This window comes from Flavobacteriales bacterium (assembly GCA_016715895.1).
Taxonomy (GTDB): domain Bacteria; phylum Bacteroidota; class Bacteroidia; order Flavobacteriales_F; family PHOS-HE28; genus PHOS-HE28.
This window is the reverse complement of the sequence record JADJXH010000004.1, coordinates 1,330,978-1,355,263: the sequence shown is the minus strand read 5'-3', so window position 1 is coordinate 1,355,263 and position 24,286 is coordinate 1,330,978. Positions and strand designations below refer to the sequence as shown.

36 protein-coding genes are annotated in these 24,286 nt (G+C 65.4%); 35 read left to right on the top strand and 1 reads right to left on the bottom strand.

What is annotated here, in order from left to right; translation table 11 throughout:
- The first annotated feature begins 18 nt into the window (after positions 1–18).
- The 34 genes from rplC to IPM49_14405 all read left to right on the top strand — a co-directional run bounded on the left by rplC (position 19) and on the right by IPM49_14405 (position 22,750).
- Positions 19–636: a 50S ribosomal protein L3 gene (gene rplC, locus IPM49_14570; protein ID MBK9275746.1), complete on the top strand. Its 618-nt coding sequence runs from the start codon at positions 19–21 to the stop codon at positions 634–636.
- A gap of 1 nt (position 637) precedes the next feature.
- Positions 638–1,267, top strand: a complete 630-nt coding sequence (rplD, locus tag IPM49_14565) for a 50S ribosomal protein L4 (GenBank protein MBK9275745.1) — start codon at positions 638–640, stop codon at positions 1,265–1,267.
- 3 nt (positions 1,268–1,270) lie between these two features.
- Positions 1,271–1,564: a 50S ribosomal protein L23 gene (rplW, locus tag IPM49_14560; protein ID MBK9275744.1), complete on the top strand. Its 294-nt coding sequence runs from the start codon at positions 1,271–1,273 to the stop codon at positions 1,562–1,564.
- A gap of 22 nt (positions 1,565–1,586) precedes the next feature.
- Positions 1,587–2,426: a 50S ribosomal protein L2 gene (rplB, locus tag IPM49_14555; GenBank protein ID MBK9275743.1), complete on the top strand. Its 840-nt coding sequence runs from the start codon at positions 1,587–1,589 to the stop codon at positions 2,424–2,426.
- 9 nt (positions 2,427–2,435) lie between these two features.
- Complete coding sequence (gene rpsS / locus IPM49_14550; GenBank protein ID MBK9275742.1) at positions 2,436–2,702, top strand: 30S ribosomal protein S19; 267 nt, start codon at positions 2,436–2,438, stop codon at positions 2,700–2,702.
- Positions 2,703–2,711: 9 nt separating this feature from the next.
- Complete coding sequence (gene rplV / locus IPM49_14545; GenBank protein ID MBK9275741.1) at positions 2,712–3,110, top strand: 50S ribosomal protein L22; 399 nt, start codon at positions 2,712–2,714, stop codon at positions 3,108–3,110.
- Positions 3,111–3,127: 17 nt separating this feature from the next.
- Positions 3,128–3,916 carry a 30S ribosomal protein S3 gene (gene rpsC / locus IPM49_14540; protein MBK9275740.1) on the top strand — a complete coding sequence of 263 codons (789 nt, stop codon included), beginning with the start codon at positions 3,128–3,130 and terminating at the stop codon, positions 3,914–3,916.
- A gap of 5 nt (positions 3,917–3,921) precedes the next feature.
- A complete protein-coding gene (gene rplP, locus IPM49_14535) occupies positions 3,922–4,344 on the top strand; it encodes a 50S ribosomal protein L16 (protein MBK9275739.1) in 423 nt (140 codons plus the stop codon).
- An 8-nt stretch (positions 4,345–4,352) separates the two neighbouring features.
- Positions 4,353–4,562, top strand: a complete 210-nt coding sequence (rpmC, locus tag IPM49_14530) for a 50S ribosomal protein L29 (protein MBK9275738.1) — start codon at positions 4,353–4,355, stop codon at positions 4,560–4,562.
- Between the two features lie 3 nt (positions 4,563–4,565).
- Positions 4,566–4,820: a 30S ribosomal protein S17 gene (gene rpsQ, locus IPM49_14525; protein MBK9275737.1), complete on the top strand. Its 255-nt coding sequence runs from the start codon at positions 4,566–4,568 to the stop codon at positions 4,818–4,820.
- Positions 4,821–4,832: 12 nt separating this feature from the next.
- Positions 4,833–5,201 carry a 50S ribosomal protein L14 gene (gene rplN, locus IPM49_14520; protein ID MBK9275736.1) on the top strand — a complete coding sequence of 123 codons (369 nt, stop codon included), beginning with the start codon at positions 4,833–4,835 and terminating at the stop codon, positions 5,199–5,201.
- Positions 5,202–5,214: 13 nt separating this feature from the next.
- On the top strand, positions 5,215–5,538 hold the full coding sequence (gene rplX / locus IPM49_14515) for a 50S ribosomal protein L24 (GenBank protein ID MBK9275735.1): 324 nt from the start codon (positions 5,215–5,217) through the stop codon (positions 5,536–5,538).
- Positions 5,538–6,095 (top strand): 50S ribosomal protein L5, encoded by a 558-nt coding sequence (gene rplE / locus IPM49_14510; GenBank protein MBK9275734.1) that lies wholly within the window; start codon positions 5,538–5,540, stop codon positions 6,093–6,095. Before rplX ends, rplE begins: the two co-directional genes overlap by 1 nt.
- A gap of 22 nt (positions 6,096–6,117) precedes the next feature.
- Complete coding sequence (rpsN, locus tag IPM49_14505; protein MBK9275733.1) at positions 6,118–6,387, top strand: 30S ribosomal protein S14; 270 nt, start codon at positions 6,118–6,120, stop codon at positions 6,385–6,387.
- A gap of 19 nt (positions 6,388–6,406) precedes the next feature.
- Positions 6,407–6,805 (top strand): 30S ribosomal protein S8, encoded by a 399-nt coding sequence (gene rpsH, locus IPM49_14500; GenBank protein ID MBK9275732.1) that lies wholly within the window; start codon positions 6,407–6,409, stop codon positions 6,803–6,805.
- A 14-nt stretch (positions 6,806–6,819) separates the two neighbouring features.
- Positions 6,820–7,374: a 50S ribosomal protein L6 gene (rplF, locus tag IPM49_14495; protein ID MBK9275731.1), complete on the top strand. Its 555-nt coding sequence runs from the start codon at positions 6,820–6,822 to the stop codon at positions 7,372–7,374.
- A gap of 8 nt (positions 7,375–7,382) precedes the next feature.
- Entirely contained in the window at positions 7,383–7,736 is a 354-nt protein-coding gene (locus IPM49_14490; protein ID MBK9275730.1) for a 50S ribosomal protein L18, read from the top strand.
- Positions 7,737–7,742: 6 nt separating this feature from the next.
- Complete coding sequence (rpsE, locus tag IPM49_14485; GenBank protein MBK9275729.1) at positions 7,743–8,261, top strand: 30S ribosomal protein S5; 519 nt, start codon at positions 7,743–7,745, stop codon at positions 8,259–8,261.
- A gap of 21 nt (positions 8,262–8,282) precedes the next feature.
- Positions 8,283–8,465: a 50S ribosomal protein L30 gene (rpmD, locus tag IPM49_14480; GenBank protein ID MBK9275728.1), complete on the top strand. Its 183-nt coding sequence runs from the start codon at positions 8,283–8,285 to the stop codon at positions 8,463–8,465.
- 23 nt (positions 8,466–8,488) lie between these two features.
- On the top strand, positions 8,489–8,956 hold the full coding sequence (gene rplO / locus IPM49_14475) for a 50S ribosomal protein L15 (protein ID MBK9275727.1): 468 nt from the start codon (positions 8,489–8,491) through the stop codon (positions 8,954–8,956).
- A gap of 3 nt (positions 8,957–8,959) precedes the next feature.
- Entirely contained in the window at positions 8,960–10,282 is a 1,323-nt protein-coding gene (gene secY, locus IPM49_14470; protein ID MBK9275726.1) for a preprotein translocase subunit SecY, read from the top strand.
- Positions 10,283–10,285: 3 nt separating this feature from the next.
- Complete coding sequence (gene map / locus IPM49_14465; protein ID MBK9275725.1) at positions 10,286–11,113, top strand: type I methionyl aminopeptidase; 828 nt, start codon at positions 10,286–10,288, stop codon at positions 11,111–11,113.
- 57 nt (positions 11,114–11,170) lie between these two features.
- A complete protein-coding gene (infA, locus tag IPM49_14460; protein ID MBK9275724.1) occupies positions 11,171–11,392 on the top strand; it encodes a translation initiation factor IF-1 in 222 nt (73 codons plus the stop codon).
- A gap of 11 nt (positions 11,393–11,403) precedes the next feature.
- Positions 11,404–11,520 (top strand): 50S ribosomal protein L36, encoded by a 117-nt coding sequence (gene rpmJ, locus IPM49_14455; GenBank protein MBK9275723.1) that lies wholly within the window; start codon positions 11,404–11,406, stop codon positions 11,518–11,520.
- 13 nt (positions 11,521–11,533) lie between these two features.
- Entirely contained in the window at positions 11,534–11,911 is a 378-nt protein-coding gene (gene rpsM / locus IPM49_14450) for a 30S ribosomal protein S13 (GenBank protein MBK9275722.1), read from the top strand.
- 73 nt (positions 11,912–11,984) lie between these two features.
- The gene (rpsK, locus tag IPM49_14445; protein MBK9275721.1) at positions 11,985–12,392 is read left to right on the top strand and encodes a 30S ribosomal protein S11; all 408 of its coding nucleotides are present in this window, start codon (positions 11,985–11,987) and stop codon (positions 12,390–12,392) included.
- Positions 12,393–12,476: 84 nt separating this feature from the next.
- Positions 12,477–13,082 (top strand): 30S ribosomal protein S4, encoded by a 606-nt coding sequence (rpsD, locus tag IPM49_14440; GenBank protein ID MBK9275720.1) that lies wholly within the window; start codon positions 12,477–12,479, stop codon positions 13,080–13,082.
- A gap of 29 nt (positions 13,083–13,111) precedes the next feature.
- A complete protein-coding gene (locus IPM49_14435; GenBank protein MBK9275719.1) occupies positions 13,112–14,104 on the top strand; it encodes a DNA-directed RNA polymerase subunit alpha in 993 nt (330 codons plus the stop codon).
- A 53-nt stretch (positions 14,105–14,157) separates the two neighbouring features.
- Positions 14,158–14,649: a 50S ribosomal protein L17 gene (gene rplQ / locus IPM49_14430; protein ID MBK9275718.1), complete on the top strand. Its 492-nt coding sequence runs from the start codon at positions 14,158–14,160 to the stop codon at positions 14,647–14,649.
- 127 nt (positions 14,650–14,776) lie between these two features.
- Entirely contained in the window at positions 14,777–16,948 is a 2,172-nt protein-coding gene (locus tag IPM49_14425) for a PQQ-dependent sugar dehydrogenase (protein MBK9275717.1), read from the top strand.
- Between the two features lie 70 nt (positions 16,949–17,018).
- The gene (gene carA, locus IPM49_14420) at positions 17,019–18,155 is read left to right on the top strand and encodes a glutamine-hydrolyzing carbamoyl-phosphate synthase small subunit (protein ID MBK9275716.1); all 1,137 of its coding nucleotides are present in this window, start codon (positions 17,019–17,021) and stop codon (positions 18,153–18,155) included.
- Positions 18,156–18,194: 39 nt separating this feature from the next.
- Positions 18,195–19,481 carry a phosphopyruvate hydratase gene (gene eno, locus IPM49_14415; GenBank protein MBK9275715.1) on the top strand — a complete coding sequence of 429 codons (1,287 nt, stop codon included), beginning with the start codon at positions 18,195–18,197 and terminating at the stop codon, positions 19,479–19,481.
- A gap of 36 nt (positions 19,482–19,517) precedes the next feature.
- Positions 19,518–20,333 carry a hypothetical protein gene (locus IPM49_14410; GenBank protein MBK9275714.1) on the top strand — a complete coding sequence of 272 codons (816 nt, stop codon included), beginning with the start codon at positions 19,518–19,520 and terminating at the stop codon, positions 20,331–20,333.
- Between the two features lie 32 nt (positions 20,334–20,365).
- The gene (locus tag IPM49_14405; GenBank protein MBK9275713.1) at positions 20,366–22,750 is read left to right on the top strand and encodes a UvrD-helicase domain-containing protein; all 2,385 of its coding nucleotides are present in this window, start codon (positions 20,366–20,368) and stop codon (positions 22,748–22,750) included.
- Positions 22,751–22,759: 9 nt separating this feature from the next.
- Here IPM49_14405 and IPM49_14400 read toward each other — a convergent pair whose 3' ends face one another.
- Positions 22,760–23,452, bottom strand: a complete 693-nt coding sequence (locus IPM49_14400) for a hypothetical protein (GenBank protein MBK9275712.1) — start codon at positions 23,450–23,452, stop codon at positions 22,760–22,762.
- A 158-nt stretch (positions 23,453–23,610) separates the two neighbouring features.
- Between IPM49_14400 and IPM49_14395 the strand changes: the two genes are divergently transcribed.
- Entirely contained in the window at positions 23,611–24,270 is a 660-nt protein-coding gene (locus IPM49_14395) for a DUF4290 domain-containing protein (protein ID MBK9275711.1), read from the top strand.
- Positions 24,271–24,286 lie beyond the last annotated feature (16 nt).

The window sequence follows — 24,286 nt, the reverse complement described above, 5'->3', positions numbered from 1 at the left end:
GAGTAAACGAACTGCACAATGAGCGGCTTGATCGGCAAGAAGATCGGAATGACCAGCCTGTACGACACGGACGGGCAGCTTGTGGGCTGCACCGTGATCGAGGCCGGTCCCTGCGTGGTGACCCAGGTGCGGACCACCGAGAAGGACGGCTACGAGGCCGTGCAGCTCGCCTACGGGGAGCGCGGCGAGAAGAACGCCACCAAGGCCCTGGCCGGCCACTACAAGAAGGCCGGCACCACCCCCAAGGTGAAGGCCCACGAGTTCAAGGAGTTCGAGCAGGACCTCAAGCTCGGCGACACCGTCGGCGTCGACCTCTTCGAGGAAGGCTCCTTCGTGAGCGTGACCGGCAAGAGCAAGGGCAAAGGCTTCCAGGGTGTGGTGAAGCGCCACGGCTTCAACGGCGTGGGCGAGACCACTCACGGTCAGCACGACCGCAGCCGCGCCCCGGGTTCGTTGGGGGGAAGCTCCTACCCCGCCCGCGTGTTCAAGGGACTTCGCATGGCCGGCCGCAAGGGCGGTGAGCAGTACACCACCGAGAACCTCAAGGTGGTGAAGATCGACAAGGACAAGAACCTCCTCGTGCTGCGTGGCGCCATCCCCGGTGCCAAGGGCAGCATGGTGATCATCTGGAAGTAAGATGGAGCTCGAGATCTACAGCACCGACGGCAAGGCCACCGGCAAGAAGGCCAAGCTCAACGACGCGGTCTTCGCCGTGGAGCCGAACGACCACGCCATCTGGCTGGACGTGAAGCAGCACCTGGCCAACAAGCGCCAGGGCACGCACAAGACCCTCGAGAAGAGCGAGGTGAGCGGCAGCACCAAGAAGTTGCACCGCCAGAAAGGCACAGGCGGCAGCCGCAAGGGTTCGATCAAGAGCCCGCTGTTCAAGGGCGGCGCCCGTGTGTTCGGCCCCAAGCCTCGCGATTACTCCTTCAAGTTGAACAAGAAGGTGAAGGACCTGGCCCGCCGCAGCGCCCTCACATACAAGGCCAAGGAAGGCGCCATCGCCGTGCTCGACAGCACCGGCATCAAAGCCCCCAAGACCAGCGCCTTCGCCGGCATGCTCAAGGCCTTCAGCCTCAATGACCGCAAGGCGCTCGTCGTGCTGCCCACCAAGGATGAGAACGTGCTGCTCAGCGCGCGCAACATCCAGGGCGCCCGCGTTGTCATCGCCAGCGAGGTGAACACCTACGACATCATGAACGCCAACAAGGTGCTGATCGTGAAGGACGCGATCGCCGCCCTGGAGGCCACCCTCACCAAGTAAGCCATGAGCCAGATCCTCATCCGACCGATCATCACGGAGAAGATGACCGCCCAAGGCGAGAAGGAGAACCGCTACGGCTTCGTGGTGGCCCGCGATAGCAACAAGCTCCAGATCCGCGATGCGGTGAAGAAGCAGTACGGCGTGGAGGTGGACAGCGTGCGCACCATGATCGTGCGCGGCAAGCACCGCACCCGCTACACCAAGACCAACATCCTGCGCGGGTCCAGCGCCTCCTACAAGAAGGCCATCGTCACCCTCAAGGCCGGCGAGACCATCGACCTGTACAGCAGCATCTGATCCGCGCAGCACCGAACGACCCATGGGCATCCGCAAGCTGAACCCCGTCACCCCCGGCACCCGCCACCGGGTGATCACCGATTTCGAGGGCGTCACCACGAACGTTCCCGAGCCCAGCCTGACCACCGGCCGCAACAAGAGCGGCGGCCGCAACAATCAGGGCAAGATGACCATGCGCTACATCGGCGGTGGTCACAAGCAGCGCTTCCGCACGGTCGACCTCAAGCGCAACAAGCACGGCATCCCCGCCACGGTGCGCACCATCGAGTACGACCCCAACCGCAGCGCCCGCATCGCCCTGCTGGTCTACGCCGATGGCGAGAAGCGGTACATGCTCGCCCCCACCGGCCTGAAGGTGGGCCAGCAGGTGCTGAGCGGCAAGGGCGTGGCCCCCGAGGTGGGCAACACCCTGCCCCTGGCCGAGATCCCACTGGGCACCCTGGTGCACAACGTGGAACTGCAGCCCGGCAAGGGCGGTGCACTGGCGCGCAGCGCCGGCACCTTCGCCCAGCTGAGCGCGCGTGAGGGCCGCTACGCCACCTTGAAGATGCCCAGCGGCGAGCTCCGCATGGTGCTCTGCGATTGCCTGGCCACCGTGGGCAGCGTGAGCAACGCCGAGCACATGCTGCAGAAGAGCGGCAAGGCCGGTCGAAGCCGCTGGCAGGGCCGGCGTCCCCGCACCCGTGCGGTGGCCATGAACCCGGTGGACCACCCCATGGGCGGTGGTGAGGGTCGTGCCTCCGGCGGTCACCCCCGCAGCCGCAAGGGCCTGCTGGCCAAGGGCAAGAAGACGCGCCACCCCAAGCGCACCTCGAGCAAGTTCATCATCGCGCGCCGCAACAGCAAGGCCGCATCGATCTGATAGCCAGTCATGAGCCGCTCCCTCAAGAAACCGCCGTTCGTCCACTACAAACTGGCGAAGCGCGTCACCGACATGCAGAAGTCCGGCAAGAAGGCCGTTCTGAAGACCTGGTCACGCTCCAGCACCATCACCCCCGAGTTCGTCGGCCTGACGCTCGCGGTGCACAACGGCAACAAGTTCATCCCCGTGTACGTGACCGAGAACATGGTGGGCCACAAGCTGGGCGAATTCGCCCCCACCCGCACGTTCCGCGGCCACTCCGGCAACAAGAAGTAGTGATAGCCCATGGGACAGCGTAAGAAACTGAGCGCCGAGAAGCGCAAGGAGGCCATGAAGGAAGTGGCCATCGCCCGCCTGCGGAACGTGCCCACCAGCCCCCGCCGCATGCGCCAGGTGGCCGACAACATCCGCGGCCTCGGCGTGGAAAAGGCGCTGAGCATCCTGCAGTTCAGCACCCGCCATGCCAGCAAGCCGATGTACAAGCTGCTTCGGAGCGCCATCGCCAACTGGGAGGCCAAGCACGAGGGTCAGCGCGCCGACGAGGCCGGGCTGATCGTGCGCAGCATCATGGTGGACGAGGCCCGTGGCCTGAAGCGCATGCTGCCCGCCCCGCAGGGACGTGCCTACCGCATGAAGAAGCGCTCGAACCACGTCACGCTCATCGTCGACACCGCCAACAACTAAGACCGTACCCTCGGACCATGGGACAGAAAGCACACCCGACCGGCTCCCGCCTCGGCTACATCAAGGGCTGGGACAGCAACTGGTACGGCGGCGACAACTACGTCGACAAGATCGTCGAGGATGAGCGCATCCGCCAGTATCTCATCACCCGCCTGAAGAAGGCCAGCGTCAGCAAGATCATCATCGAGCGCACCCTGAAGCTCGTCACCGTCACCATCAACACCGCCCGCCCCGGCGTGATCATCGGCAAGGGCGGCGCCGAGGTGGATAAACTGCGCGAGGAGCTCAAGAAGTTCACCGGCAAGGATGTGCAGCTCAACATCTTCGAGATCAAGCGTCCGGAGCTCGACGCCAAGCTCGTGGCCGACAGCATCGCCCGCCAGCTTGAAGGCCGCATCAGCTTCCGCCGCGCCATGAAGATGGCCGTGGCCAGCACCATGCGCATGGGCGCCGAGGGCATCAAGCTCACCGTCGCCGGCCGCCTCAACGGGGCCGAGATCGCGCGCACCGAGAGCTACCGAGAGGGCCGTGTGCCCCTGCACACCCTGCGCGCCGACATCGACTTCGCCATCAGCGAGGCGCACACCAAGATGGGTCGCATCGGGGTGAAGTGCTGGATCTGCCGCGGTGAGGTCTTCGGCAAGCGCGACCTGAGCCCCAACGTGGGCCAGCAGAAGGGCGCCAAGGGCCCGGGCGGCCCGCGGCCCATGGGCGAACGCCGCGGTGGCGGTGAACGTCGCGGTGGCGGTGGTGACCGCCGGCCGGGTGGAGAGCGTCGTGGAGGAGGTAACCGCAGTAACAACTGATCGCCATGTTGCAACCGAAGCGCAGCAAGCGCCGCAATATGCACAAGGGCCGCATGAAGGGCGTGGCCCAGCGCGGACACCGCGTGAGCCTGGGCTCCTTCGGCCTGAAGGCCATGGAAAGCGTGTGGCTCACCAGCCGCCAGATCGAGGCCGCCCGTGTGGCCCTCACCCGCCACATGAAGCGCGAAGGCCAGGTGTGGATCAAGGTGTTCCCGGACAAGCCCGTGACCGCCAAGCCCGCCGAGGTGCGCATGGGTAAGGGCAAAGGCGCCCTGGACCACTGGGTGGCCGTGGTGCACGCCGGACGCATCATCTTCGAGGCCGACGGTGTGCCGATGGCCACCGCCAAGGAGGCCCTGCGCCTGGCGGCCCAGAAGCTGCCCATCAAGACCAAGTTCGTCGTGCGCGAGGACTACGACGGCCAATAAGCGAAGCCATGAAGAAGAAAGGCACCACCCTCAGGGACCTTACCGTCCAGGAACTGCAGGACAAACTGCAGGAGGAACGCAGCGCACTGGCCAAGCTCCGCTTCGACCACGCCGTGAGCCCCGTGGAGAACCCCATGCTCCTGCGCAGCCGCCGCCGCGAAGTGGCCCGCGTGCTCACCGAGCTGCGCGCCCGCGAACTGAACGCCAAATCGAACTAAGCCATGGAACGCAACCTCAGGAAGGAACGCATCGGCATCGTCACCAGCGACAAGATGGACAAGAGCGTGGTGGTGACCGTCGAGCGCCGCGTGATGCACCCCAAGTACGGCAAGTTCGTCAAGCGCAGCAGCAAGTTCATGGCGCACGACGAGAAGCAGGAGGCCCACATCGGTGACACCGTGCGCATCATGGAGACCCGCCCCATAAGCAAGAACAAGTGCTGGCGCGTGGTGGAGGTGGTCGAACGCGCCAAGTAACGCACCCGAACGATGATCCAACAGGAATCCAGGCTCAACGTGGCCGACAACAGCGGCGCCAAGGAGGTGCTCGTGATCCGTGTGCTCGGCGGCACGGCCCGCCGTTATGCGCGCATCGGTGACACCGTCGTGGTGTCCATCAAGGCCGCCATGCCCAACGGCAGCGCCAAGAAAGGCACCGTGCACAAGGCGGTGGTGGTGCGCACCCGCAAGGAACTGCGCCGCAAGGACGGCAGCTACATCCGCTTCGACGACAATGCGGTGGTGCTGCTGGACGCCGCCGGCGAGATGAAGGGCACCCGCATCTTCGGCCCCGTGGCCAAGGAACTGCGCGAGAAGAAGTTCATGAAGATCATCTCCCTGGCACCCGAGGTGCTCTGACCCACACCGCGCCATGCAGAAGAAGACACACATCAAGAAGGGCGACCTGGTGAAGGTGATCGCCGGCGAGGACCGCGGCAAGGAAGGCCGCGTGCTGGAAGTGATGCGCGAACGCAACGCCGCCCTCGTGGAAGGCCTTAACATCAACAAGAAGCACTCCAAGCCCACGACCGCCAACCCCCAGGGCGGCATCGTGGACAAGGAGGGCCCGATCCACCTGAGCAACCTCATGCTGATCGACGCCAAGAGCGGCCTGCCCGGCCGCGTGGGGCGCCGCCTCACCAAGGAGGGCAAGCTGGAACGCTACGTGAAGACCAAGAGATCAGCCGCCAAGTGATGAGCACCTACAGCCCCCGGCTCAAAGCCAAGTACGTCAAGGAGGTGGCCCCCGCCCTGCAGAAGGAGTTCAATTACAAGAGCTCCATGCAGGTGCCCCGCCTGGTGAAGATCAACCTCAACCAGGGCCTGGGCGATGCGGTCGGCGACAAGAAGATCGTGGACAACGCCGTGGTGGAGATGACCACCATCAGCGGCCAGAAGGCCGTGCCCACCGTCTCCAAGAAGGACATCAGCAACTTCAAGCTGCGCCGCGGCATGCCCATCGGCGCCCGCGTCACCCTGCGCGGCGACAAGATGTACGAGTTCCTTGACCGCCTCATCGCCGTGGCCCTTCCCCGCACCCGCGACTTCCGCGGCGTGCCCGCCAAGGGCTTCGACGGCCGCGGCAACTTCACCTTCGGGGTGAAGGAGCAGATCATCTTCCCGGAGATCGACATCGACAAGGTGGCCAAGATCCGCGGCATGGACATCACGTTCGTGACCACCGCCCGCACCGATGCGGAGGCCAAGGCCCTCCTGCGCGAGTTCGGGTTCCCGTTCGCCGACAAGAAATAACCGACCAGACACCGACCAGACCATGGCCAAGGAAAGCATGAAGGCCCGCGAGCGCAAGCGCAAGCGCATGGTGGAGAAATACGCCGCCAAGCGCGCCGCCCTCAAGGCCGCCGGCGAATGGGACAAGCTCCAGCAGCTGCCCGCCAACTCCAGCTACGTGCGCATGCACAACCGCTGCCAGATCACCGGCCGCCCCAAGGGCTATGTGCGCCTCTTCGGCATCTCGCGCTACATGCTGCGCATGATGGCCCTGGAGGGCAAGATCCCCGGCGTCACCAAGTCCAGCTGGTAAGTCAACGCATCGATCGACCATGACCACCGATCCCATCGCCGATTACCTGACCCGTCTGCGCAACGCCATCCTGGCGCGCAAGAAAGTGGTGGAGGTGCCCGCGTCCGGCCTCAAGAAGGACATCACGCGCATCCTCTACGACAAGGGCTACATCCTGTCCTACAAGCTGGAGGACGACGGCAAACAGGGCATCATCAAGATCGCCCTCAAGTACAACCCGCAGACGCGGCAGAACGCCATCCAGGAGCTCCGCCGTGTCAGCAGCCCCGGTCTGCGCCAGTACGCCCACGTGGAGGAGCTCCCCCGCGTGATGAACGGCCTCGGCGTGGCCATCATCAGCACCAGCAAGGGTGTCGTCACCGACAAGGAGGCCCGCAGCCTCGGCGTGGGTGGTGAGGTGATCTGCACCGTGAGCTAATCCCACGAGAAGCCATGTCACGCATCGGAAAAGCGCCGATCAGCCTGCCCAAGGGGGTGGAGATCAGCATCAGCGACAAGAACCAGGTGACCGTCAAGGGTCCCAAGGGCACCCTCGTGCAGGTGGTGGACCCCGCCATCGCCGTGAAGAACGACAACGGCACGGTGACCGTGGCCCGTCCTAGCGACGCCAAACCCCACCGCGCCAAGCACGGCCTCTACCGTGCGCTCATCGCCAACATGGTGAAGGGCGTGAGCGAGGGCTACGTGATCGAACAGGAACTGGTGGGCGTGGGCTACCGCGCCACAGCCAAGGGGCAGCAGCTCCAGCTCGCGCTGGGCTTCAGCCACCAGGTGACCTTCGAACTGCCCGCCGAGGTGAAGGTGAGCGCCGCCCAGGAGAAGGGCAAGAACCCCATCATCCGCCTGGAGAGCGCGGACAAACAGCTCATCGGCCAGGTGGCCGCCAAGATCCGCTCGCTGCGCAAGCCTGAGCCCTACAAGGGCAAGGGTGTGCGTTTCGTGGGCGAAGAGGTGCGCCGCAAGGCCGGTAAAGCCGCAGGCAAATAAGCAGAGCCATGGCATACCAACGCAACGAACGCAGGGCCCACATCCGCGAACGCGTGCGCCGCAAGGTGCGCGGCACCGACGCGCGCCCCCGCCTATCGGTGTTCCGCAGCAATGTGGACATCTACGCACAGATCATCAGCGACGAGGCGGGCCGCACCCTGGTCAGCGCCTCCTCCCTCAAGGACAAGAAGGCCCACGGCGCGGCCGGTGTGGAACAGGCCCGTCTGGTGGGCATGGCCATCGCCGAGAAGGCCAAGGCCGCCGGCATCTCCCAGGTCGTCTTCGACCGCAACGGTTACGTGTACCATGGCCGGGTGAAAGCCCTGGCCGAAGCCGCCCGCGAGGCCGGTCTCCAATTCTGATCACCGATGGAAGGAGCTAACGTCAAGAAAGTGCGCAGCAGCGACCTGGAGCTGAAGGACCGGCTCGTGGCGCTGAACCGCGTGACCAAGGTGACCAAGGGTGGCCGCACCTTCACCTTCGCCGCCATCGTCGTGGTGGGCAACGAGAACGGTGTGGTGGGCCACGGCCTGGGCAAGGCCAAGGAGGTGCAGGAGGCCATCGCCAAGGGCATCGACGACGCCAAGAAGAACCTCGTGAAGGTGCCCGTGCGGAAAGGCACCATCCCCCACTCCCAGGAGGGCAAGTTCGCCGGCGCCGAGGTGCTCCTGAAGCCCGCCGCCCATGGTACCGGCGTGATCGCCGGGGGTGCCATGCGCGCCGTGCTCGAGAGCGTGGGCATCACGGACGTGCTGGCCAAGAGCAAGGGCTCCAGCAACCCCCACAACGTGGTGAAGGCCACCATCAAGGCCCTCACCGACATGCGCGATGCCAACACCGTGGCGCAGATGCGCGGGGTGAAGGTCGAGAAAGTGTTCAACGGATAACGAACGCCCCGGGCGACCCCCATGAGCAAGATCATCATCATCCAGACCGGCAGCCAGATCAAGTGCCCCGCCCGGCAGAAGGCCACCCTCAAGGCCCTCGGCCTGGGCCGCATCGGCAAGCGCGCCGAACTGGAGGCCACCCCGCAGATCCGCGGCATGGTGGCGAAAGTGAACCATCTGGTGACGGTCGAGGAAAAGGCCTGAACCGAACGAACCCGAGAGACACCATGGACCTCAGTCAATTGAAGCCCGCCAAAGGGGCCACCAAGAAGGAGAAGCGCATCGGCCGCGGCGAAGGCAGCAAGCGGGGCGGCACCTCCACCAAGGGCCACAAGGGCGCCCAGAGCCGCGCCGGCTACAGCCGCAAGCGCGGGTTCGAGGGCGGACAGATGCCCCTCGTGCGCCGTGTGCCCAAGTTCGGTTTCACCAACCCCACCCGCGTGGAGTACAAGGGCATCAATCTGGACGCCCTGCAGATGCTGGTGGAGACCCAGGGCCTGAAGGTCGTTGACCCGACGGTGCTGTACACCAACGGTCTCATCGCCAAGAACGACAAGCTGAAGGTGCTCGGCCGCGGTACGCTCAAGGGCGCCCTGGACGTCACCGCCCACGCGTTCAGCGCCAGCGCGCGCGCCGCCATCGAGGCCCTCGGCGGCAAGGCCACCATCATCGAGCGGAAGGAGAAGCAGGCATAAGCGATGAAGAACCTGGTCGACACGATCAAGAACATCTGGCGGATCGAGGAACTGCGCACGCGCATCCTCATCACCCTGGGGCTGCTGTTGGTCTACCGCATCGGCAGCTACATCGTGTTGCCTGGCGTGGACAGCCTGAAGATGGCCTCGGCCTCCACCGGCGGTGGTGGCATCGTGGAGATCCTCTCGATCTTCACCGGTGGCGCCTTCACACGGGCCAGCATCTTCGCCCTGGGCATCATGCCCTACATCAGCGCCAGCATCATCATGCAGCTCATGGGCATCGCCGTGCCCGCCGTGCAGAAGATGCAGCGCGAGGAGAGCGGACGTCGGAGGCTCAACCAGTACACCCGCTACCTCACCATCCTCATCTGCATCTTCCAGGCACCCGGCTACATCTACGCCACCATCGATGCCGACGCCCGGCCCGACAGCCAGTTCTGGCTCTTCACCAGCATCGTGATCCTCACCTGCAGCACCCTCTTCGTGATGTGGCTCGGTGAGCGGATCACCGAGCGCGGCCTGGGCAACGGCATCTCGTTGATCATCATGATCGGCATCCTGGCCGAGTTCCCGCAGAGCTTCGCCCAGGAGGTGGTGGGCCGCATGGGCCCCGGAGGCGGCGGTCTCGTCCTGCTTCTGGTCGAGGTGGTCATCTGGGTGCTCATCATCGCCGGCTGCATCCTGCTCGTGCAGGGCACCCGGCGGATCCCCGTGCAGTTCGCCAAGCGCGTGCAGGGCAACAAGCAGTACGGTGGTGTGCGCAACTACATCCCCCTCAAGGTGAACGCGGCGGGGGTGATGCCGATCATCTTCGCCCAGGCCATCGTGCTGATCCCCATGTACGTGGCACAGGCCTTCGAGGAGCCCCCCCAATGGCTCATCTCCATCGCCAACGCCCAGGGCCTCTTCTACAACCTGATGCTGATGTTCATGGTGGTGATCTTCACCTACTTCTACACCGCCATCACCGTGAACCCCGTGCAGCTCGCCGATGACATGAAGCGCAACGGCGGCTTCATTCCCGGAGTGAAGCCCGGCAAGCAGACCGCCGACCACATCGACGAACTGCTGAGCCGCATCACCCTGCCCGGAGCCATCTTCCTCGGCCTGGTGGCCATCCTGCCCGCCTTCGCGCAGATGGCCGGCGTGAAACAGGGCTTCGCGCAGTTCTTCGGTGGAACCTCGCTGCTGATCATGGTGGGTGTGCTGCTGGACACCCTCCAGCAGATCGAAAGCCACCTGCTGATGAGACACTACGACGGCCTGATGAAAACAGGTCGGATCAAGGGACGGACGAACGCGGCCTATGGCATGGCGGGATAGGTCATGGCGAAGACCGTGAACCTGCGAAGCGATGCCGAGATCGCACTGGTAAGGGAGAGTTCTTTGCTTGTTGGGAGGACCTTGGCCGAAGTGGCCAGGAACATCGGACCGGGGGTCCGCACCGGCGATCTGGACCGGCTTGCGGAGACCTTCATCCGCGACCACGGCGCCGTGCCCGGCTTCAAGGGCCTGTACGGCTGCCCCAGCACGCTGCTCATCAGCGTGAACCAGGAAGTGGTGCACGGATTGCCGGGCGACCGCGTGCTGCGCGAGGGCGACCTCGCCAGCGTGGACTGCGGCGTGCTGATGAACAGCTTCTACGGCGACAGCGCCTACACCTTCGCCATCGGCGAGGTGGACCTTGCCGCGATGCGGCTGTTGCGCGTCACCCAGGAATGCCTGCAACTGGGCATCGCCCAGGCGGTGGACGGACGCCGCACCGGCGACCTCGGGTACGCCATCCAGCATCACGCGGAGACCAACGGGTATGGCGTGGTGCGCGAGCTGGTGGGGCATGGTGTGGGCGAGAAGCTGCACGAGGCCCCGGAAGTGCCCAACTACGGGCGCCGCGGTCATGGCGTGCAGCTGCGCGCCGGCATGGTGATCGCCATCGAACCGATGATCAATATGGGCACCAAGGAGGTGCACCAGTTGGATGATGGCTGGACGATCGTCACACAGGACGGACGGCCCAGCGCCCACTTCGAGCACACCGTGGCCGTAAGGTCCGGGCAGGCGGAGGTCCTCTCAAGTTTCAGCGCCATCGAAGCGGTGCTGGAGGCCAAGGGCGACGCATACGTGAAGCTGGATGAGGCGAAGGTGAACGGATAAGAACAGGAGAACGAACGAACGACAACGAGAACAGGGAACGGAAGAACGGACGAAGGCATGAGCAAGACGGGGAACATCGAGCAGGATGGCGTCATCAAGGAGGCGCTGAGCAATGCCATGTTCCGCGTGGAGCTGGAGAACGGCCACGTGATCACGGCCCACATCAGCGGCAAGATGCGCATGCACTACATCCGGATCCTCCCCGGCGACAAGGTCAAGGTGGAGATGAGCCCCTACGACCTCAGCAAAGGCCGGATCACCTTCCGTTACAAGAGCTAAGCACCCATCCGATGAAGGTCAGGACCTCCCTCAAGAAGCGCTCGGCGGACTGCAAGATCGTCCGCCGCAAGGGGCGCCTCTATGTGATCAACAAGAAGAACCCGAAGTTCAAGCAGCGTCAGGGCTGATAACCGCACCACCATGGCACGTATCGCAGGCATCGACCTACCCAAGCACAAACGCGGGGCCATCGGGCTCACCTACATCTACGGCATCGGGCGCAGCCGCGCGCTGGAGATCCTCCGCAACGCGGAGGTCGACCCCGACAAGCAGGTGGAGGAATGGAGCGACGATGAGCAGTCGCGCATCCGCCAGTTCATCAACGACAACATCAAGGTGGAGGGTGCCCTGCGCAGTGAGGTGCAGCTCAGCATCAAGCGCCTGATGGACATCGGCAGCTACAGGGGCCTGCGCCACCGCAGCGGCCTGCCCGTGCGCGGCCAGCGCACCCGCACCAACAGCCGCACCCGCAAGGGCAAGCGCAAGACCGTGGCCAACAAGAAGAAAGCAACGAAGTAATCAGTTGCCAGTTGTCCGTTGCCGGCAGGCAGCTGCTGACAACGGACAACGGACAACCGACAACTGAACGACAATGGCAAAGCAGCAGGACAAAGGCGCCGCCGCCGGCAAGAAAAAGAAGAAGAACGTGCATGTGGAGGCCTTCGGACAGGCCCACATCCACGCCACGTTCAACAACATCATTGTGAGCCTCACCAACAACAAGGGCGAGGTGATCAGCTGGTCGAGCGCCGGCAAACAGGGCTTCCGCGGCAGCAAGAAGAACACCCCCTACGCCGGCCAGGTGAGCGCGGAGGAGGCCGCACGCGAGGCCTTCGAGCTGGGCCTGCGCAAGGTGAAGGTGTTCGTCAAGGGGCCCGGCGGCGGACGCGAGAGCGCCATCCGTGCCCTGCACAACAGCGGCGTGGAGGTCACCGAGATCGTGGACATCACCCCCATGCCACACAACGGCTGCCGTCCGCCCAAGAAACGCCGTGTTTGATCGTTAACAACAACCTGTAGGGGCGCTGACGGGCGCCCCGGTGTTGGTGCGGGAGATCGAAGGCCGCACCCAAAATCCAAGAAGATGGCACGTTACACCGGACCACAGACCAAGATCGCGCGCAAGTTCAAGGAACCCATCTACGGTGAGGACAAGTGGATGGAGCGCAAGCCGTACAGCCCCGGGCAGCACGGACCGACCAAGCGCCGCAAGAAGGAGAGCGAATACGCGCTCCAGCTCGCCGAGAAGCAGAAGGCGAAGTACACCTACGGCATCCTGGAGCGCCAGTTCCAGAAGATGTTCGGGGTGGCCGCGAGCAAGAAGGGCATCACGGGTGAGACCCTGCTGCAGCTCTGCGAGGCCCGCCTCGACAACACCGTGTACCGCCTGGGCATCGCACCCACCCGCCGCGCCGCCCGCCAGCTGGTGAGCCATGGCCACATCACGGTGGACCAGCAGGTGGTGAACGTGCCCAGCTATTCCCTGCGCCCCGGCCAGAGCGTGGCCGTGCGCGAGAAGAGCCGCAGCCTGGAGGCCATCACCAACAGCGTGTCCTCCGCGCACAAGCGCTTCGACTGGCTCGAGTGGAACCCCTCCACCCTCTCCGGCAAGCTCATCGCGATGCCCGAGCGCGCCCAGATCCCGGAGAACATCCGCGAACAGCTCATCGTGGAACTGTACTCCAAGTAAGAACCTCCCCCAAACCGAACGGACACACCATGCCCATCCTTGATTTCCAGCGGCCCGACAAGGTCGTGATGATCGAAAGTGACGACCAGCGCGGTTCCTTCGAGTTCCGCCCCCTGGAGCCCGGCTACGGCATCACCATCGGCAACGCCCTGCGCCGCATCCTGCTCAGCAGTCTCGAAGGACATGCCATCACGGCCATCCGCATCGACGGTGTGGACCATGAGTTCAGCACCATCAAGGGCGTCATTGAGGACGTCACCGAGATCGTGCTCAACCTCAAGCAGGTGCGCTTCCGCCGCCAGCTAGAGGATGTCAGCACCGAGAAGGTGTCCTTCACCATCACCGGCAAGGAGGCCTTCACCGCCGGCGACATCGGCAAGCACACCACCGGATTCCAGGTGCTCAACCCCGAGCATGTGATCTGCCACATGGAACCCACCGTGAAGCTCACCATCGAGCTCACCATCGGAAAGGGCCGCGGATACGTGCCCGCCGACGAGAACAAGACCGGCACCGCGCCCGTGGGCACCATCTTCATCGACAGCGTCTTCACGCCCATCAAGAACGTGAAGTACACCGTGGAGAACACCCGTGTGGAGCAGAAGACCGACTACGAGAAGCTCACCATCGAGGTGGTCACCGACGGTTCCATCACCCCGAAGAACGCCCTTCAGGAGGCCGCCAAGATCCTCATCCACCACTTCATGCTGTTCAGCGATGAGCGCATCAGCCTGGAGATCGAGGAGCGCGTGCAGGAGGAGGAGTTCGACGAGACCAGCCTTCACATGCGCCAGCTTCTGAAGACCAAGCTGGTGGACATGGACCTGAGCGTGCGTGCCCTCAACTGCCTGAAGGCGGCCGACATCGAGACCCTCGGCGACCTGGTGAGCTACAACAAGAACGACCTGTTGAAGTTCCGCAACTTCGGCAAGAAGAGCCTCACCGAACTGGAGGACCTGGTGGAGAACAAGGGCCTGAGCTTCGGCATGAACGTGAGCAAGTACAAACTGGACAAGGAGTGAGGTAGCGGCGGTGGCCCCACCATCCGCTGCAACACCACCAAGAGAACAGAGTCATGAGACACGGCAACAAGAACAACGCCCTGAGCCGCAAGAAGGCCCACCGCGACGCCCTGCTGAGCAACCTGGCCTGCTCGCTGATCGCCCACAAGCGCATCAACACCACGCTGGCCAAGGCCCGGGCCCTGCGCCGCTATGTGGAACCCCTGATCACGCGCAGCAAGGACGACAGCATGCACAACCGCCGCACGGTGTTCACCTACCTGCAGAACAAGGAGGCCACCGCGGCCCTGTTCCGCGATGTGGCACCGAAGGTGGCCAGCCGCCCCGGGGGCTACACGCGCATCATCAAGCTGGGCAACCGGCTCGGCGATGCCAGCGAGATGGCCATGATCGAGCTGGTGGACTTCAACAGCGTGTACACCAAGGAGAAGCCCGCCGGTGCCGAGGTGAAGAAGACCCGCCGCAGCCGGCGTCCCGCCGCTGCCACCAAGGCCGAAGGCAAAGCAGCCGAGGCCCCCACGGCCGAGGAGGGCAGGGCCGAGTGACCAGCTCGCCCCCGCATCATGCACGAACGGCGCCCATGGGCGCCGTTCGATGTTCATGATCGTCCCGTGCAGGCGGCCGCGCCTCCTCCGCAACGTAGTTTTGCGCCCCCTTCCGCTGCCTGCCCCGATGCCCCTTCGACTCCTGCTCCTTACGCCGCTTCTCGTCACCGTCCTGGCCACGACCGCCCAGCCTCCCGGCTTCGCCGTCACCACCATCGCCAGCGGCATCAACGCCCCCACCGCCGCCGCTTTCCTGCCCGATGGCCGCATGCTCGTGGGCCAGAAGGACGGCCTCATCCGCATCTCCACCACCCCGGTGGACCAGGCGCCGGTGAGCCTGACCACCTACATGGTGGCACCCGTGGACAACAGCGCCGAGCATGGCCTGGTGGGACTCTGGATCAGCCCCTTCTTCGCCACCGATTCACTGGTGTTCGTGTACCGCTCGACCGGCGGCCAACGCAACCGTCTGTCCACCTTCAAACACCTCGGAGCCAACGCGTTGACGGCCAGTGAAACGGTGATCTGGGAGACCCCGGTCTATTCGGGGTGCTGCCACACCGGAGGTGCCCTTGCCTTTCTTCCGGACACCACGATCCTGCTGGCCGTGGGCGACGACTACACGCCGGCCAACGCACAGGACATGGCCAGTGCCTTCGGCAAGCTGCACCGCTTCCGTTGGGACGGCAGTGCGCCCCAGGACAACCCCTTCGCCGACGCCACCCCCGGACCGCTGAACGCCAACGGGGTGCTCAAGACCATCTATTGCAGCGGCCTGCGCAACCCTTTTCGCGGTCACCTGGACCCGGAGACCGGCCGCTTCCTCATCGGCACCGTGGGCGCCAACAACCATACGCTGGCCTGGGAGGACGTGCACCTCGCCACACCCGGTGCCAACTTCGGATGGCCCTTTTGCGGCGAGCTTGGTCGGTTGCCTGACGGCACCTGTGATGACCCGGCCTTCACCGACCCATTGATCACCTACCCGCACCTGGGCCTGGGCGCGGCCATCACAGGTGGGGCCACCTACCGTGGGAGCAACTACCCCGGCATCTGGAACGGACGTTATTTCTACGGCGACTTCATCCGCGGTTGGGTGAAGTGGGCCCAGCTGGACGCCTTGGGCGCGGTGGTGGCCGAAGGGACCTTCATGGACACCACCCTCTACGGAGGCACCCAGGCCAACTTCTGCACGCAGCTGCTGCCCGGCCCCGGGGGCGACCTCTTCTACCTCTCTTACTACGACCTGCCCGCGTTCACCGGCGCGGTGAAGCGGATCATCCACACGCCCTCGTCCGGCCCCCAATGCGTGAGCGCCGAGGCCGATCTGACCCTGGGCGTGGGACCCCAGCTCACCGTGTCCTTCACCGCGCAGGCCGTGGACCCCTTGGGCGGCACGCCCATCTACACCTGGTCTTGGTCCGATGGACAACCCGCCGCCACCGGGGCTTCCGTGCAGCACACCTTCACCGGTCCCGGCAGCTTCATCGCCGAGCTGCAGGTGGCGAACGCGCTGGACACCACGGTGTGTGCGAGCATCCCCATCACCGTGCTGCCGCATGAAATGGAGATGAACGTGGACCTGTTGCTCGATGGTCCTTTCGAGCCTCTGCTCGGCTGGATGCGCGACGAGCTCCGCGTGCAGGGGCTGATCCCCGATGCGGAACCCTATTCCGACCTCGGCCTCACCCCCACCGCAGGTCCGGGTGCCACCCTGACGCCGGGCGCGCTCAGCAACAGTGGTCCCGAGGCCGTGGTGGACTGGATCCTGATCGAACTGCGCGACGCGGCCGACCCCACCGTGCTGCTCGACCGCACACCCGCCCTCCTGCAACGGAACGGCCAGGTGGTCTCCCTGGACGGGGTGTCGCCGTTGATCATGACAGCCCCGGCGCGCTTCGCCCATGTCGCTGTAAGGCACCGCAACCACCTTGCGCTCATGTCGGCCGCCCCGCTCGATCTGGGTACCTCCACCCTGTCGCTTGACCTGCGCGACCCGACCACCGCCTGCTTCGGCACCGATCCGCGCCGCGAGCGGGGCCTCCTGCGCACATTGTGGACCGGCAACGCCACCCTTGATGGCAAGGTGAGCTACGTGGGTGCCGGGAACGACCGCGACGCCGTGCTCGTGTCCATCGGTGGCACGCCCCCCACCGCCGTGAGCAGCGGCTACCTGCAGGCCGATGTGAACCTGGACGGGATGGTGAAGTACACCGGTTCGCGCAATGACCGCGACCTGGTGCTGGTGACCATCGGCGGGGTGACCCCTACCGCCGTGCGGCTGGAGCAGCTGCCCTGAGGCCCCGATCCCACAGGTGTGGACAAAAGGCCCGATGGCCGAAGGCCCGGCCCGGTATCTTTGACGCCCGATGTTGGTCAGCCAACGCCCCAAGGCCGCCCTGTTGCTCGCGGATGGCACCTTGTTCGAGGGCCGCGCCATCGGCGCACAGGGCATCGCCACCGGCGAGATCTGTTTCAATACGGGGATGACCGGGTATCAGGAGATCTTCTCCGACCCCAGCTACACCGGTCAGCTCATGGTGATGGCCAGCCCACACATCGGCAACTATGGCGTCAAGGCCGGGGAGGAAGAGAGCGCCCGCGTGACCATCGCCGGTCTGGTGGTCAAGAAATTCAGCGAGGTCTGGAGCCGACCCGGTGGGACCGGCTCGCTGGAGGACCACCTGCGGCAGGCCGGCATCGTGGGCATCAGTGAGGTGGATACCCGCCGGCTGGTGCGCCACATCCGCGACCACGGCGCGCAGAACGCCCTGATCAGCAGCACCGAACTCGACCCCCGGCGCCTGGGTGACCGATTGGCCGCCGTGCCCTCCATGGCCGGCCTGGAGCTGAGCAGCCGGGTGACCACCCCCGTGGCCTTCGAGACCGGCGACCCGGCCTCGCCCCATCGCGTGGCCCTGGTGGACTTCGGGGTGAAGACAAACATCCTGCGCTGCCTCACCGAACGGGGCTGCCTCGTGCGTGTCTTTCCCATGCACACCCCGCTGCATGAGATGCTCGCCTGGCGGCCAGGTGGCTTCCTGTTGAGCAACGGCCCGGGTGACCCGGCGGCGATGCCCGCCAGCGTGGCGCTGGTGACCGCCATCCGCGACAGCGGCCTGCCCGTGTTCGGCATCTGCCTGGGGCATCAACTGCTCGCCGAAAGCCTCGGCATCGGCACCGAGAAGATGCATCACGGCCATCGTGGCATCAACCACCCGGTGAAGAACCTGGTGACCGGGCACGACGAGATCACCAGCCAGAACCACGGGTTCGTGGCCCGTCGTGCGCAGGCCGAGGCGCATCCGCACGTGCTCATCACCCACGTGCACCTCAACGACGGCAGCATCGCAGGCATCCGGTTGAAGGACCGTCCGGTCTTCAGCGTGCAACACCACCCGGAGGCCGGCCCCGGCCCCAACGATGCGCGCTACCTCTTCGACGACTTCGTGGCGAACATGAAGGCGCATTCCCCCGTACCAAGGTCCCTTCACCAGACCGCTTAGGACGCGCCCCGATCCCGCCTTTCCCTTTCCGCTTTCCCCATGAGCCTGATCGCCAAGATCCAAGCCCGAGAAATCCTCGATTCACGCGGCAATCCCACCATCGAGGTGGAGGTGTTCACCGATGAGGGCCATATGGGCCGGGCCGCCGTCCCCAGCGGTGCCAGCACCGGCGCCCACGAGGCCGTGGAACTGCGCGACGGCGACAAGAAGCGCTACCTCGGCAAGGGTGTCACCAAGGCCGTGGAGCATGTGAACACCACGCTGAACAGCGAACTGCACGGTGCACCCGTGGATCAGCAGGCCTTGATCGACAAGGCGATGATGGGCCTGGACGGCACGCCGAACAAGAGCAACCTGGGCGCCAACGCCATCCTGGGCGTGAGCCTGGCCGTGGCCAAGGCCGCCGCCAGCCAGGCCGGCCTGCCCCTGTACCGGTATGTCGGCGGGGCGAACGCCTGCACCCTGCCGGTGCCTCTGATGAACATCCTCAACGGCGGTGCCCACGCGGACAACAAGGTGGACGTCCAGGAGTTCATGATCATGCCCGTCGGCGCCACCAGCTTCGCACAGGGGCTGCGCATGGGGGCCGAGGTGTTCCACCACCTCAAGGCCGTGCTGAAGGCCCGCGGCCTGGCCACCAACGTGGGCGATGAGGGCGGCTTCGCCCCCGACCTGCCCAGCAACGAAGAGGCCCTCAAGGTGGTGATGCAGGCCATCGAGAAGGCTGGCTACCGCCCTGGCGAGGACATCGTGCTCGCCCTGGACTGCGCCAGCACGGAGTTCTACGACGCGAAGAAGAAGCGGTACGTGCTGGAGAGCACCGGTGACAGCCTCACCAGCGACGAGATGGTGGCCTTCTGGAAGGACTGGTGCAAGCGCTATCCCATCGTGAGCATCGAGGACGGCATGGCCGAGGACGACTGGGCCGGCTGGAAGAAGCTCACCGAAGCCGTGGGGTCAACCATCCAACTGGTGGGCGACGACCTGTTCGTGACCAACACCGCGCGGCTCGCAGAAGGCATCGACAAGGGCATCGCCAACAGCATCCTCGTGAAGGTGAACCAGATCGGCACCTTGACCGAGACCCTGGAGGCCGTGGACATGGCCCACCGCGCCGGCTATTCCGCCGTGATGAGCCATCGCAGCGGGGAAACGGAGGACAGCACCATCGCCGACCTGGCCGTGGCCACCAACTGCGGTATGATCAAGACGGGCAGCGCCAGCCGCAGCGACCGGATCGCGAAGTACAACCAACTGCTGCGCATCGAGGAGCAGTTGAGCAGGAGCGGCCGCTATCCCGGGAAGGCCCTGCGCTTCGGGCGCTGAGCGGCTACCTTCGCGGGAGCCCCTTCGGGCCGCTCCATGCCGCGCGCATCGCTTTTCCTGCTCGCCGTCCTCCTCGGTGCGGGCACCGCATCCGCGCAGGACCCGGCCGACTCCGCCTTCTGGCACGAACCCGTGAAAGGCCCCCTGAAGCTGCGGGCCATCGGGGGCATCATGGGCGTCACGCTGGAGAACCACGGTCCCATGGGCTTCGACCGCTTCGCACAGTTCTGCCGCGAGGCCCCTCCTCCGCTCGCCGGAAAGCCCTCCGACTACTACTTCGGGTACTCGAGCACGGCCATCGGCGGCAGCTTCGGTCCGCGCTTCGCCCTGGCCCGCCTTCGCGATGGTCGCAACAGCGAGCACGGCTGGACGATGCATCTGGCCCTCCAGCCCCGGCTGTTCAACCTCTTCTTCCACACCGACAGCCTGCTGGGCGACACCGCACGCACCGTCGAGTATCTCTACTCCATCTCGCAGCTGGAGATCGCCATCGGCGGCGGACCCTATTGGACCCTCTTCCTCAGCAACAGTTTCTTCCTTCGGCCCGGCCTGGTCGCCGAGCTGGGGCACGCCGGATCGGGTGCCCTCACCGCCACCGGCATCCGCACCGACGAGGTGAACGGCACCGCCACCGAGACCACCTTCCTGGACCGCAGCGTGGCCGTGCGGGCATGCACCTACCTGCGCGCCTCGGCCTGTCTTCAGGCGGGCTTCCGCATCGGCAAGCGGGTGGACCTGAGCGCACGCGGACAATGGGGCACCGGGTTGATGTGGCTGCACGGAACGGACCTCACCGCGATGCGGAGCAGCACGCTTTACGCATTGGATGTCGCCTTCCTGATCCGGCGGTGAAGCCTGCCCGGCGGGCTACCTTTCGCACCTCCATGGAACACCTCAAGGGACTCAACGAGGCACAGCACGCCGCGGTGGTGCACACCGATGGGCCCAACCTCGTGATCGCCGGTGCCGGCTCGGGAAAGACCCGCGTGCTCACCGTGCGCATCGCCCACCTCCTCGCCGTGAAGGGGGTCGATGCCTTCCGCGTCCTCGCCCTCACCTTCACCAACAAGGCGGCCCGCGAGATGAAGGAGCGCATCGCCCAGGTGGTGGGGCGCGGCGAGGCCGCCAACCTGTGGATGGGCACCTTCCACAGCGTGTTCGCCCGCATCCTGCGCGCCGAGGCCGACAAGCTCGGCTACCCCAAGGACTTCACCATCTACGACACCGACGACAGCCGATCGCTGATCAAGACCATCCTCAAGGAGTGGCAGCTGGATGACAAGCTGTACAAGCCCAACCAGGTCCATGGCCGCATCAGCATCGCCAAGAACAACCTCATCGGGCCCCTGGAGTACCTGAACAACGCGGAGCTGATGGCCGCCGATGCCGCCGCGATGCGCCCGAGGCTCGGCGAGCTCTACAAGGCCTACGCCGAGCGCTGTTTCCGCGCCGGGGCCATGGACTTCGACGACCTGCTCTTCAACACCAACCTGCTCTTCCGCGACCATCCGGACGCCATGCTGAAGTACCAGCAGCGCTTCCGGTACATCCTGGTGGACGAGTACCAGGACACCAACCTGGCGCAGTACAACATCGTGCGCACCCTGGCCGCGCGGCACGAGAACCTCACCGTGGTGGGCGACGACAGCCAGAGCATCTATGCCTTCCGCGGCGCCAACATCCAGAACATCCTCAACTTCCGGAAGGACTATCCGGACCACACCCTCTTCAAGCTCGAACAGAACTACCGCAGCACCAAGATCATCGTCGGCGCCGCCAACTCGGTGATCGACAAGAACCGCGACCAGATCCGCAAGACGGTCTGGACCGACAACCCGGAGGGCGAACGCATCCTGGTGCACCGGGCCATGAGCGACAATGAGGAGGGTGCCTTCGTGTCGCACAGCATCTTCGAGATGCGCATGCAGCGCCAGGTGGCCAACAAGGAGTTCGCCATCCTTTACCGCACCAACGCCCAGAGCAGGAGCATGGAGGAGGCCCTGCGCAAGCTCAACATCCCCTACCGCATCCATGGCGGGCTCAGCTTCTACCAGCGGAAGGAGATCAAGGACCTGCTGGCCTACTTCCGCCTCACCTGCAACCCCAACGACGAGGAGGCGCTCAAGCGCATCATAAACTACCCCGCGCGCGGCATCGGGCAGACCACCGTGGAAAAGCTCATGGTGGCCGCCGGTGACCGCTCCATCAGCGTGTGGGACCTGCTGAACGCGCACCTCGGCGAGCTCGATGTGCACGACGGCATGCGCAAGCGCCTGGCCGAGTTCGTGCTGATGATCCGCAGCTTCCGCACCATGCTCGCGGACCAGAGCGCCCACGCCCTGGGGGAGTACATCGCACGCACCACCGGCCTGCTCAGCGACCTCTTCGCCGACAAGACCCCCGAAGGCGTGAGCCGGTACGAGAACATCCAGGAACTGCTCGCCGGCATGAAGGCCTTCAGCGATGCCCAGGAAGGCACCGATGCGCCACGCACCCTTTCCGATTTCCTCATCGATGTGGCGCTGCTGACCGACGCGGACAACGAGGACCCGAACGACACGGACCGCGTGAGCCTGATGACCATCCACAGCGCCAAGGGGCTGGAGTTCTCCTATGTGCACATCGTGGGGCTGGAGGAGGAGCTCTTCCCCAACCAGATGAGCGTGACCACCCGCGCCGACCTGGAGGAGGAGCGCCGCCTGTTCTACGTGGCCCTCACCCGGGCCCGTGTCCGCGCCACCTTGAGCTACGCCATGAGCCGCTACAAGTGGGGGCAGCTCACCGCAGGCGAGCCCAGCCGCTTCATCGACGAGATCGACCCGAAGTACCTGGAGATGCCCGCGGCCAACACCCGCGCTACTTCGGGCTTCACCGAGCGCCGGACCATCGCACCGCCCTGGGCCAGCCGTGCCGGAGCCTTCGACAGGCCCGCTGCCGAAGCGGGCGGGAGGTCGTTATCCGGTCGCGAACCCTCAGCCCCTCCGGCGCGTCCCGTTCCTTCATCCCGACCGGCCCCTCCACCGCCGCAGCGCAAGAACCTGAAGCGCATCTCCGATGGCGGAGCACCGCTGGAGGCCACCAGCAGCCTGGGCGAACCGTCGCCCGAGCTCGCCGAAGGCATGACCGTGGAGCACGAGCGGTTCGGCCGGGGCAAGGTGCTCAAGATCGAGGGTCGTGCACCGGACCTGAAGGCCACGGTGTTCTTCCCCACCGCGGGACAGAAGCAACTGCTTCTGCGGTTCGCGAAACTGCGGGTGATCGAGGGCTGAACCTCCGGCTCAGTTGCCCTGGGCCTGCTTCATCGGGCAGCCACCGGCCAGGGAGAGGTACACCCCGCCCTGCATCCCCATGCCCAGGCGATCGCCGAGCCGGTTTCCGCCCCGTCCCTCCACGAACGCTTCATCCGTGCGGTCCAGAACGGCCTTGTACACCACCTGCGGCTCCATGAAGAAGCCCATGCTGTGGCACAACGGGATCGCGTAACGCACGCCGGCGCGAAGCGCCAACCCCGGCTGGAACGGCGCATCCACACGGCCGCTCGAAAGCTCGGACCCGCTGGCATCGAACCGCAGGGCATTCGTGCGGTAGGGCAATGACACGTCCGCGCCCATCATCAGGCCGAAGGTGCCTCCGCACTTGCTGGCACAGGTGAACAGCTTGTACTGACCCAACACCTGAAGCAGGACGCCACGGCCCTCCACCTCATTGAGCGGCACCGTACCGTCCGGGGTCTCCTGTTCGGCACTGGCACGGCGCCATTCATGCGCCACGCCGAAACCCAGGCCGAACCGCTCGCCGAGCGGTCGTGTGTAGCGGAAGCCCGCCGCCAGCGCCATGTTGTCGCGACAGCCGGACTTGTCCAGGCTGAAGGTCTCCGGCACCGCCTTCGTGGAACCGAAGGTGTGGGCGAATTCCTGGGCCCCCAGGTGAAGGACGCAGGTGGCCAGTCCGAGCGTGATGAGGATGCGCATGGTACGTGTGATGTTTCGAACGTCCAAGGTAACACCCTGACGCCGGGATCGGTTCGCGGGCAGCGGATCGAACCGTGGCCGGGCCTAAGGGCCCTTCCCCTACCTTTGCGCTGACCCCGGTGCGACCCGCCCGGTGCGGTCCACGCCCCTTCCGAACGATGAACGCCGTCGCCTACGACTACAACACGCGCCGTCCGCGCCTGATCATCCCTGAGTACGGCCGCCACGTACAGCGCATGGTGGAGCACTGCATGGCCGTGGACGACCGCGCCGAGCGCACCCGCCTGGCCAAGGCCATCATCCAGGTGATCGGCCGGCTGAACCCCCAGTTGCGCAACAGCGAGAACGCGGACCGCACCCTGTGGGACCACCTCTACATCATGAGCGAGTTCAAGCTCGATGTGGACGGTCCCTTCCCGAAACCCTCGCCGGAGGAGCTGGAGACCAGGCCGGAGCGCGTGCCTTATCCGCAGAAGGCCATCCGCTTCGGCCACTACGGCAAGCTGGTGGAGCGCATGATCGAGCAATGCGCCGCCCTGGAGGCGGGGGAGAAGCGCGATGCGTACGCCCACCTCATCGCCAACCTGATGAAGCGCCAGTTCCTGACCTGGAACCGCGACACGGTACCCGACGGGGTGATCCTGAAGGACCTGGCCGACCTCAGCAAGGGGCGCGTGAAGCTCAAGGAGGACCAGCAGCTGGCCAGCACCGATGCCCTGCTGCAGGCCCAGCGCAGCGGCCCGCGCAACGAGGCCGAGGTGCGCAAACGGGGCAAGAAGCGCCATCGCAACCGCAACAAGAAGGGCGGTCGCTACTGAGCCCCCCGGCCAGGTG

Coding starts and splice junctions, on each gene's coding strand:
- rplN (MBK9275736.1), top strand. CDS start 4,833: ATGATCCAACAGGAATCCAGGCTCAACGTGGCCGACAACAGCGGCGCC.
- IPM49_14490 (MBK9275730.1), top strand. CDS start 7,383: ATGGCATACCAACGCAACGAACGCAGGGCCCACATCCGCGAACGCGTG.
- rplV (MBK9275741.1), top strand. CDS start 2,712: ATGGGACAGCGTAAGAAACTGAGCGCCGAGAAGCGCAAGGAGGCCATG.
- rpsS (MBK9275742.1), top strand. CDS start 2,436: ATGAGCCGCTCCCTCAAGAAACCGCCGTTCGTCCACTACAAACTGGCG.
- IPM49_14405 (MBK9275713.1), top strand. CDS start 20,366: ATGGAACACCTCAAGGGACTCAACGAGGCACAGCACGCCGCGGTGGTG.
- rpmD (MBK9275728.1), top strand. CDS start 8,283: ATGAGCAAGATCATCATCATCCAGACCGGCAGCCAGATCAAGTGCCCC.
- IPM49_14435 (MBK9275719.1), top strand. CDS start 13,112: ATGCCCATCCTTGATTTCCAGCGGCCCGACAAGGTCGTGATGATCGAA.
- IPM49_14410 (MBK9275714.1), top strand. CDS start 19,518: ATGCCGCGCGCATCGCTTTTCCTGCTCGCCGTCCTCCTCGGTGCGGGC.
- map (MBK9275725.1), top strand. CDS start 10,286: ATGGCGAAGACCGTGAACCTGCGAAGCGATGCCGAGATCGCACTGGTA.
- rpsD (MBK9275720.1), top strand. CDS start 12,477: ATGGCACGTTACACCGGACCACAGACCAAGATCGCGCGCAAGTTCAAG.
- rplW (MBK9275744.1), top strand. CDS start 1,271: ATGAGCCAGATCCTCATCCGACCGATCATCACGGAGAAGATGACCGCC.
- rpmC (MBK9275738.1), top strand. CDS start 4,353: ATGAAGAAGAAAGGCACCACCCTCAGGGACCTTACCGTCCAGGAACTG.
- rpsE (MBK9275729.1), top strand. CDS start 7,743: ATGGAAGGAGCTAACGTCAAGAAAGTGCGCAGCAGCGACCTGGAGCTG.
- IPM49_14395 (MBK9275711.1), top strand. CDS start 23,611: ATGAACGCCGTCGCCTACGACTACAACACGCGCCGTCCGCGCCTGATC.
- rpsQ (MBK9275737.1), top strand. CDS start 4,566: ATGGAACGCAACCTCAGGAAGGAACGCATCGGCATCGTCACCAGCGAC.
- rpmJ (MBK9275723.1), top strand. CDS start 11,404: ATGAAGGTCAGGACCTCCCTCAAGAAGCGCTCGGCGGACTGCAAGATC.
- rplD (MBK9275745.1), top strand. CDS start 638: ATGGAGCTCGAGATCTACAGCACCGACGGCAAGGCCACCGGCAAGAAG.
- infA (MBK9275724.1), top strand. CDS start 11,171: ATGAGCAAGACGGGGAACATCGAGCAGGATGGCGTCATCAAGGAGGCG.
- rplF (MBK9275731.1), top strand. CDS start 6,820: ATGTCACGCATCGGAAAAGCGCCGATCAGCCTGCCCAAGGGGGTGGAG.
- rpsC (MBK9275740.1), top strand. CDS start 3,128: ATGGGACAGAAAGCACACCCGACCGGCTCCCGCCTCGGCTACATCAAG.
- rplE (MBK9275734.1), top strand. CDS start 5,538: ATGAGCACCTACAGCCCCCGGCTCAAAGCCAAGTACGTCAAGGAGGTG.
- rplX (MBK9275735.1), top strand. CDS start 5,215: ATGCAGAAGAAGACACACATCAAGAAGGGCGACCTGGTGAAGGTGATC.
- rpsH (MBK9275732.1), top strand. CDS start 6,407: ATGACCACCGATCCCATCGCCGATTACCTGACCCGTCTGCGCAACGCC.
- carA (MBK9275716.1), top strand. CDS start 17,019: ATGTTGGTCAGCCAACGCCCCAAGGCCGCCCTGTTGCTCGCGGATGGC.
- rplB (MBK9275743.1), top strand. CDS start 1,587: ATGGGCATCCGCAAGCTGAACCCCGTCACCCCCGGCACCCGCCACCGG.
- rplC (MBK9275746.1), top strand. CDS start 19: ATGAGCGGCTTGATCGGCAAGAAGATCGGAATGACCAGCCTGTACGAC.
- rplO (MBK9275727.1), top strand. CDS start 8,489: ATGGACCTCAGTCAATTGAAGCCCGCCAAAGGGGCCACCAAGAAGGAG.
- rpsN (MBK9275733.1), top strand. CDS start 6,118: ATGGCCAAGGAAAGCATGAAGGCCCGCGAGCGCAAGCGCAAGCGCATG.
- rpsK (MBK9275721.1), top strand. CDS start 11,985: ATGGCAAAGCAGCAGGACAAAGGCGCCGCCGCCGGCAAGAAAAAGAAG.
- IPM49_14425 (MBK9275717.1), top strand. CDS start 14,777: ATGCCCCTTCGACTCCTGCTCCTTACGCCGCTTCTCGTCACCGTCCTG.
- rplP (MBK9275739.1), top strand. CDS start 3,922: ATGTTGCAACCGAAGCGCAGCAAGCGCCGCAATATGCACAAGGGCCGC.
- eno (MBK9275715.1), top strand. CDS start 18,195: ATGAGCCTGATCGCCAAGATCCAAGCCCGAGAAATCCTCGATTCACGC.
- IPM49_14400 (MBK9275712.1), bottom strand. CDS start 23,452: ATGCGCATCCTCATCACGCTCGGACTGGCCACCTGCGTCCTTCACCTG.
- rpsM (MBK9275722.1), top strand. CDS start 11,534: ATGGCACGTATCGCAGGCATCGACCTACCCAAGCACAAACGCGGGGCC.
- rplQ (MBK9275718.1), top strand. CDS start 14,158: ATGAGACACGGCAACAAGAACAACGCCCTGAGCCGCAAGAAGGCCCAC.
- secY (MBK9275726.1), top strand. CDS start 8,960: ATGAAGAACCTGGTCGACACGATCAAGAACATCTGGCGGATCGAGGAA.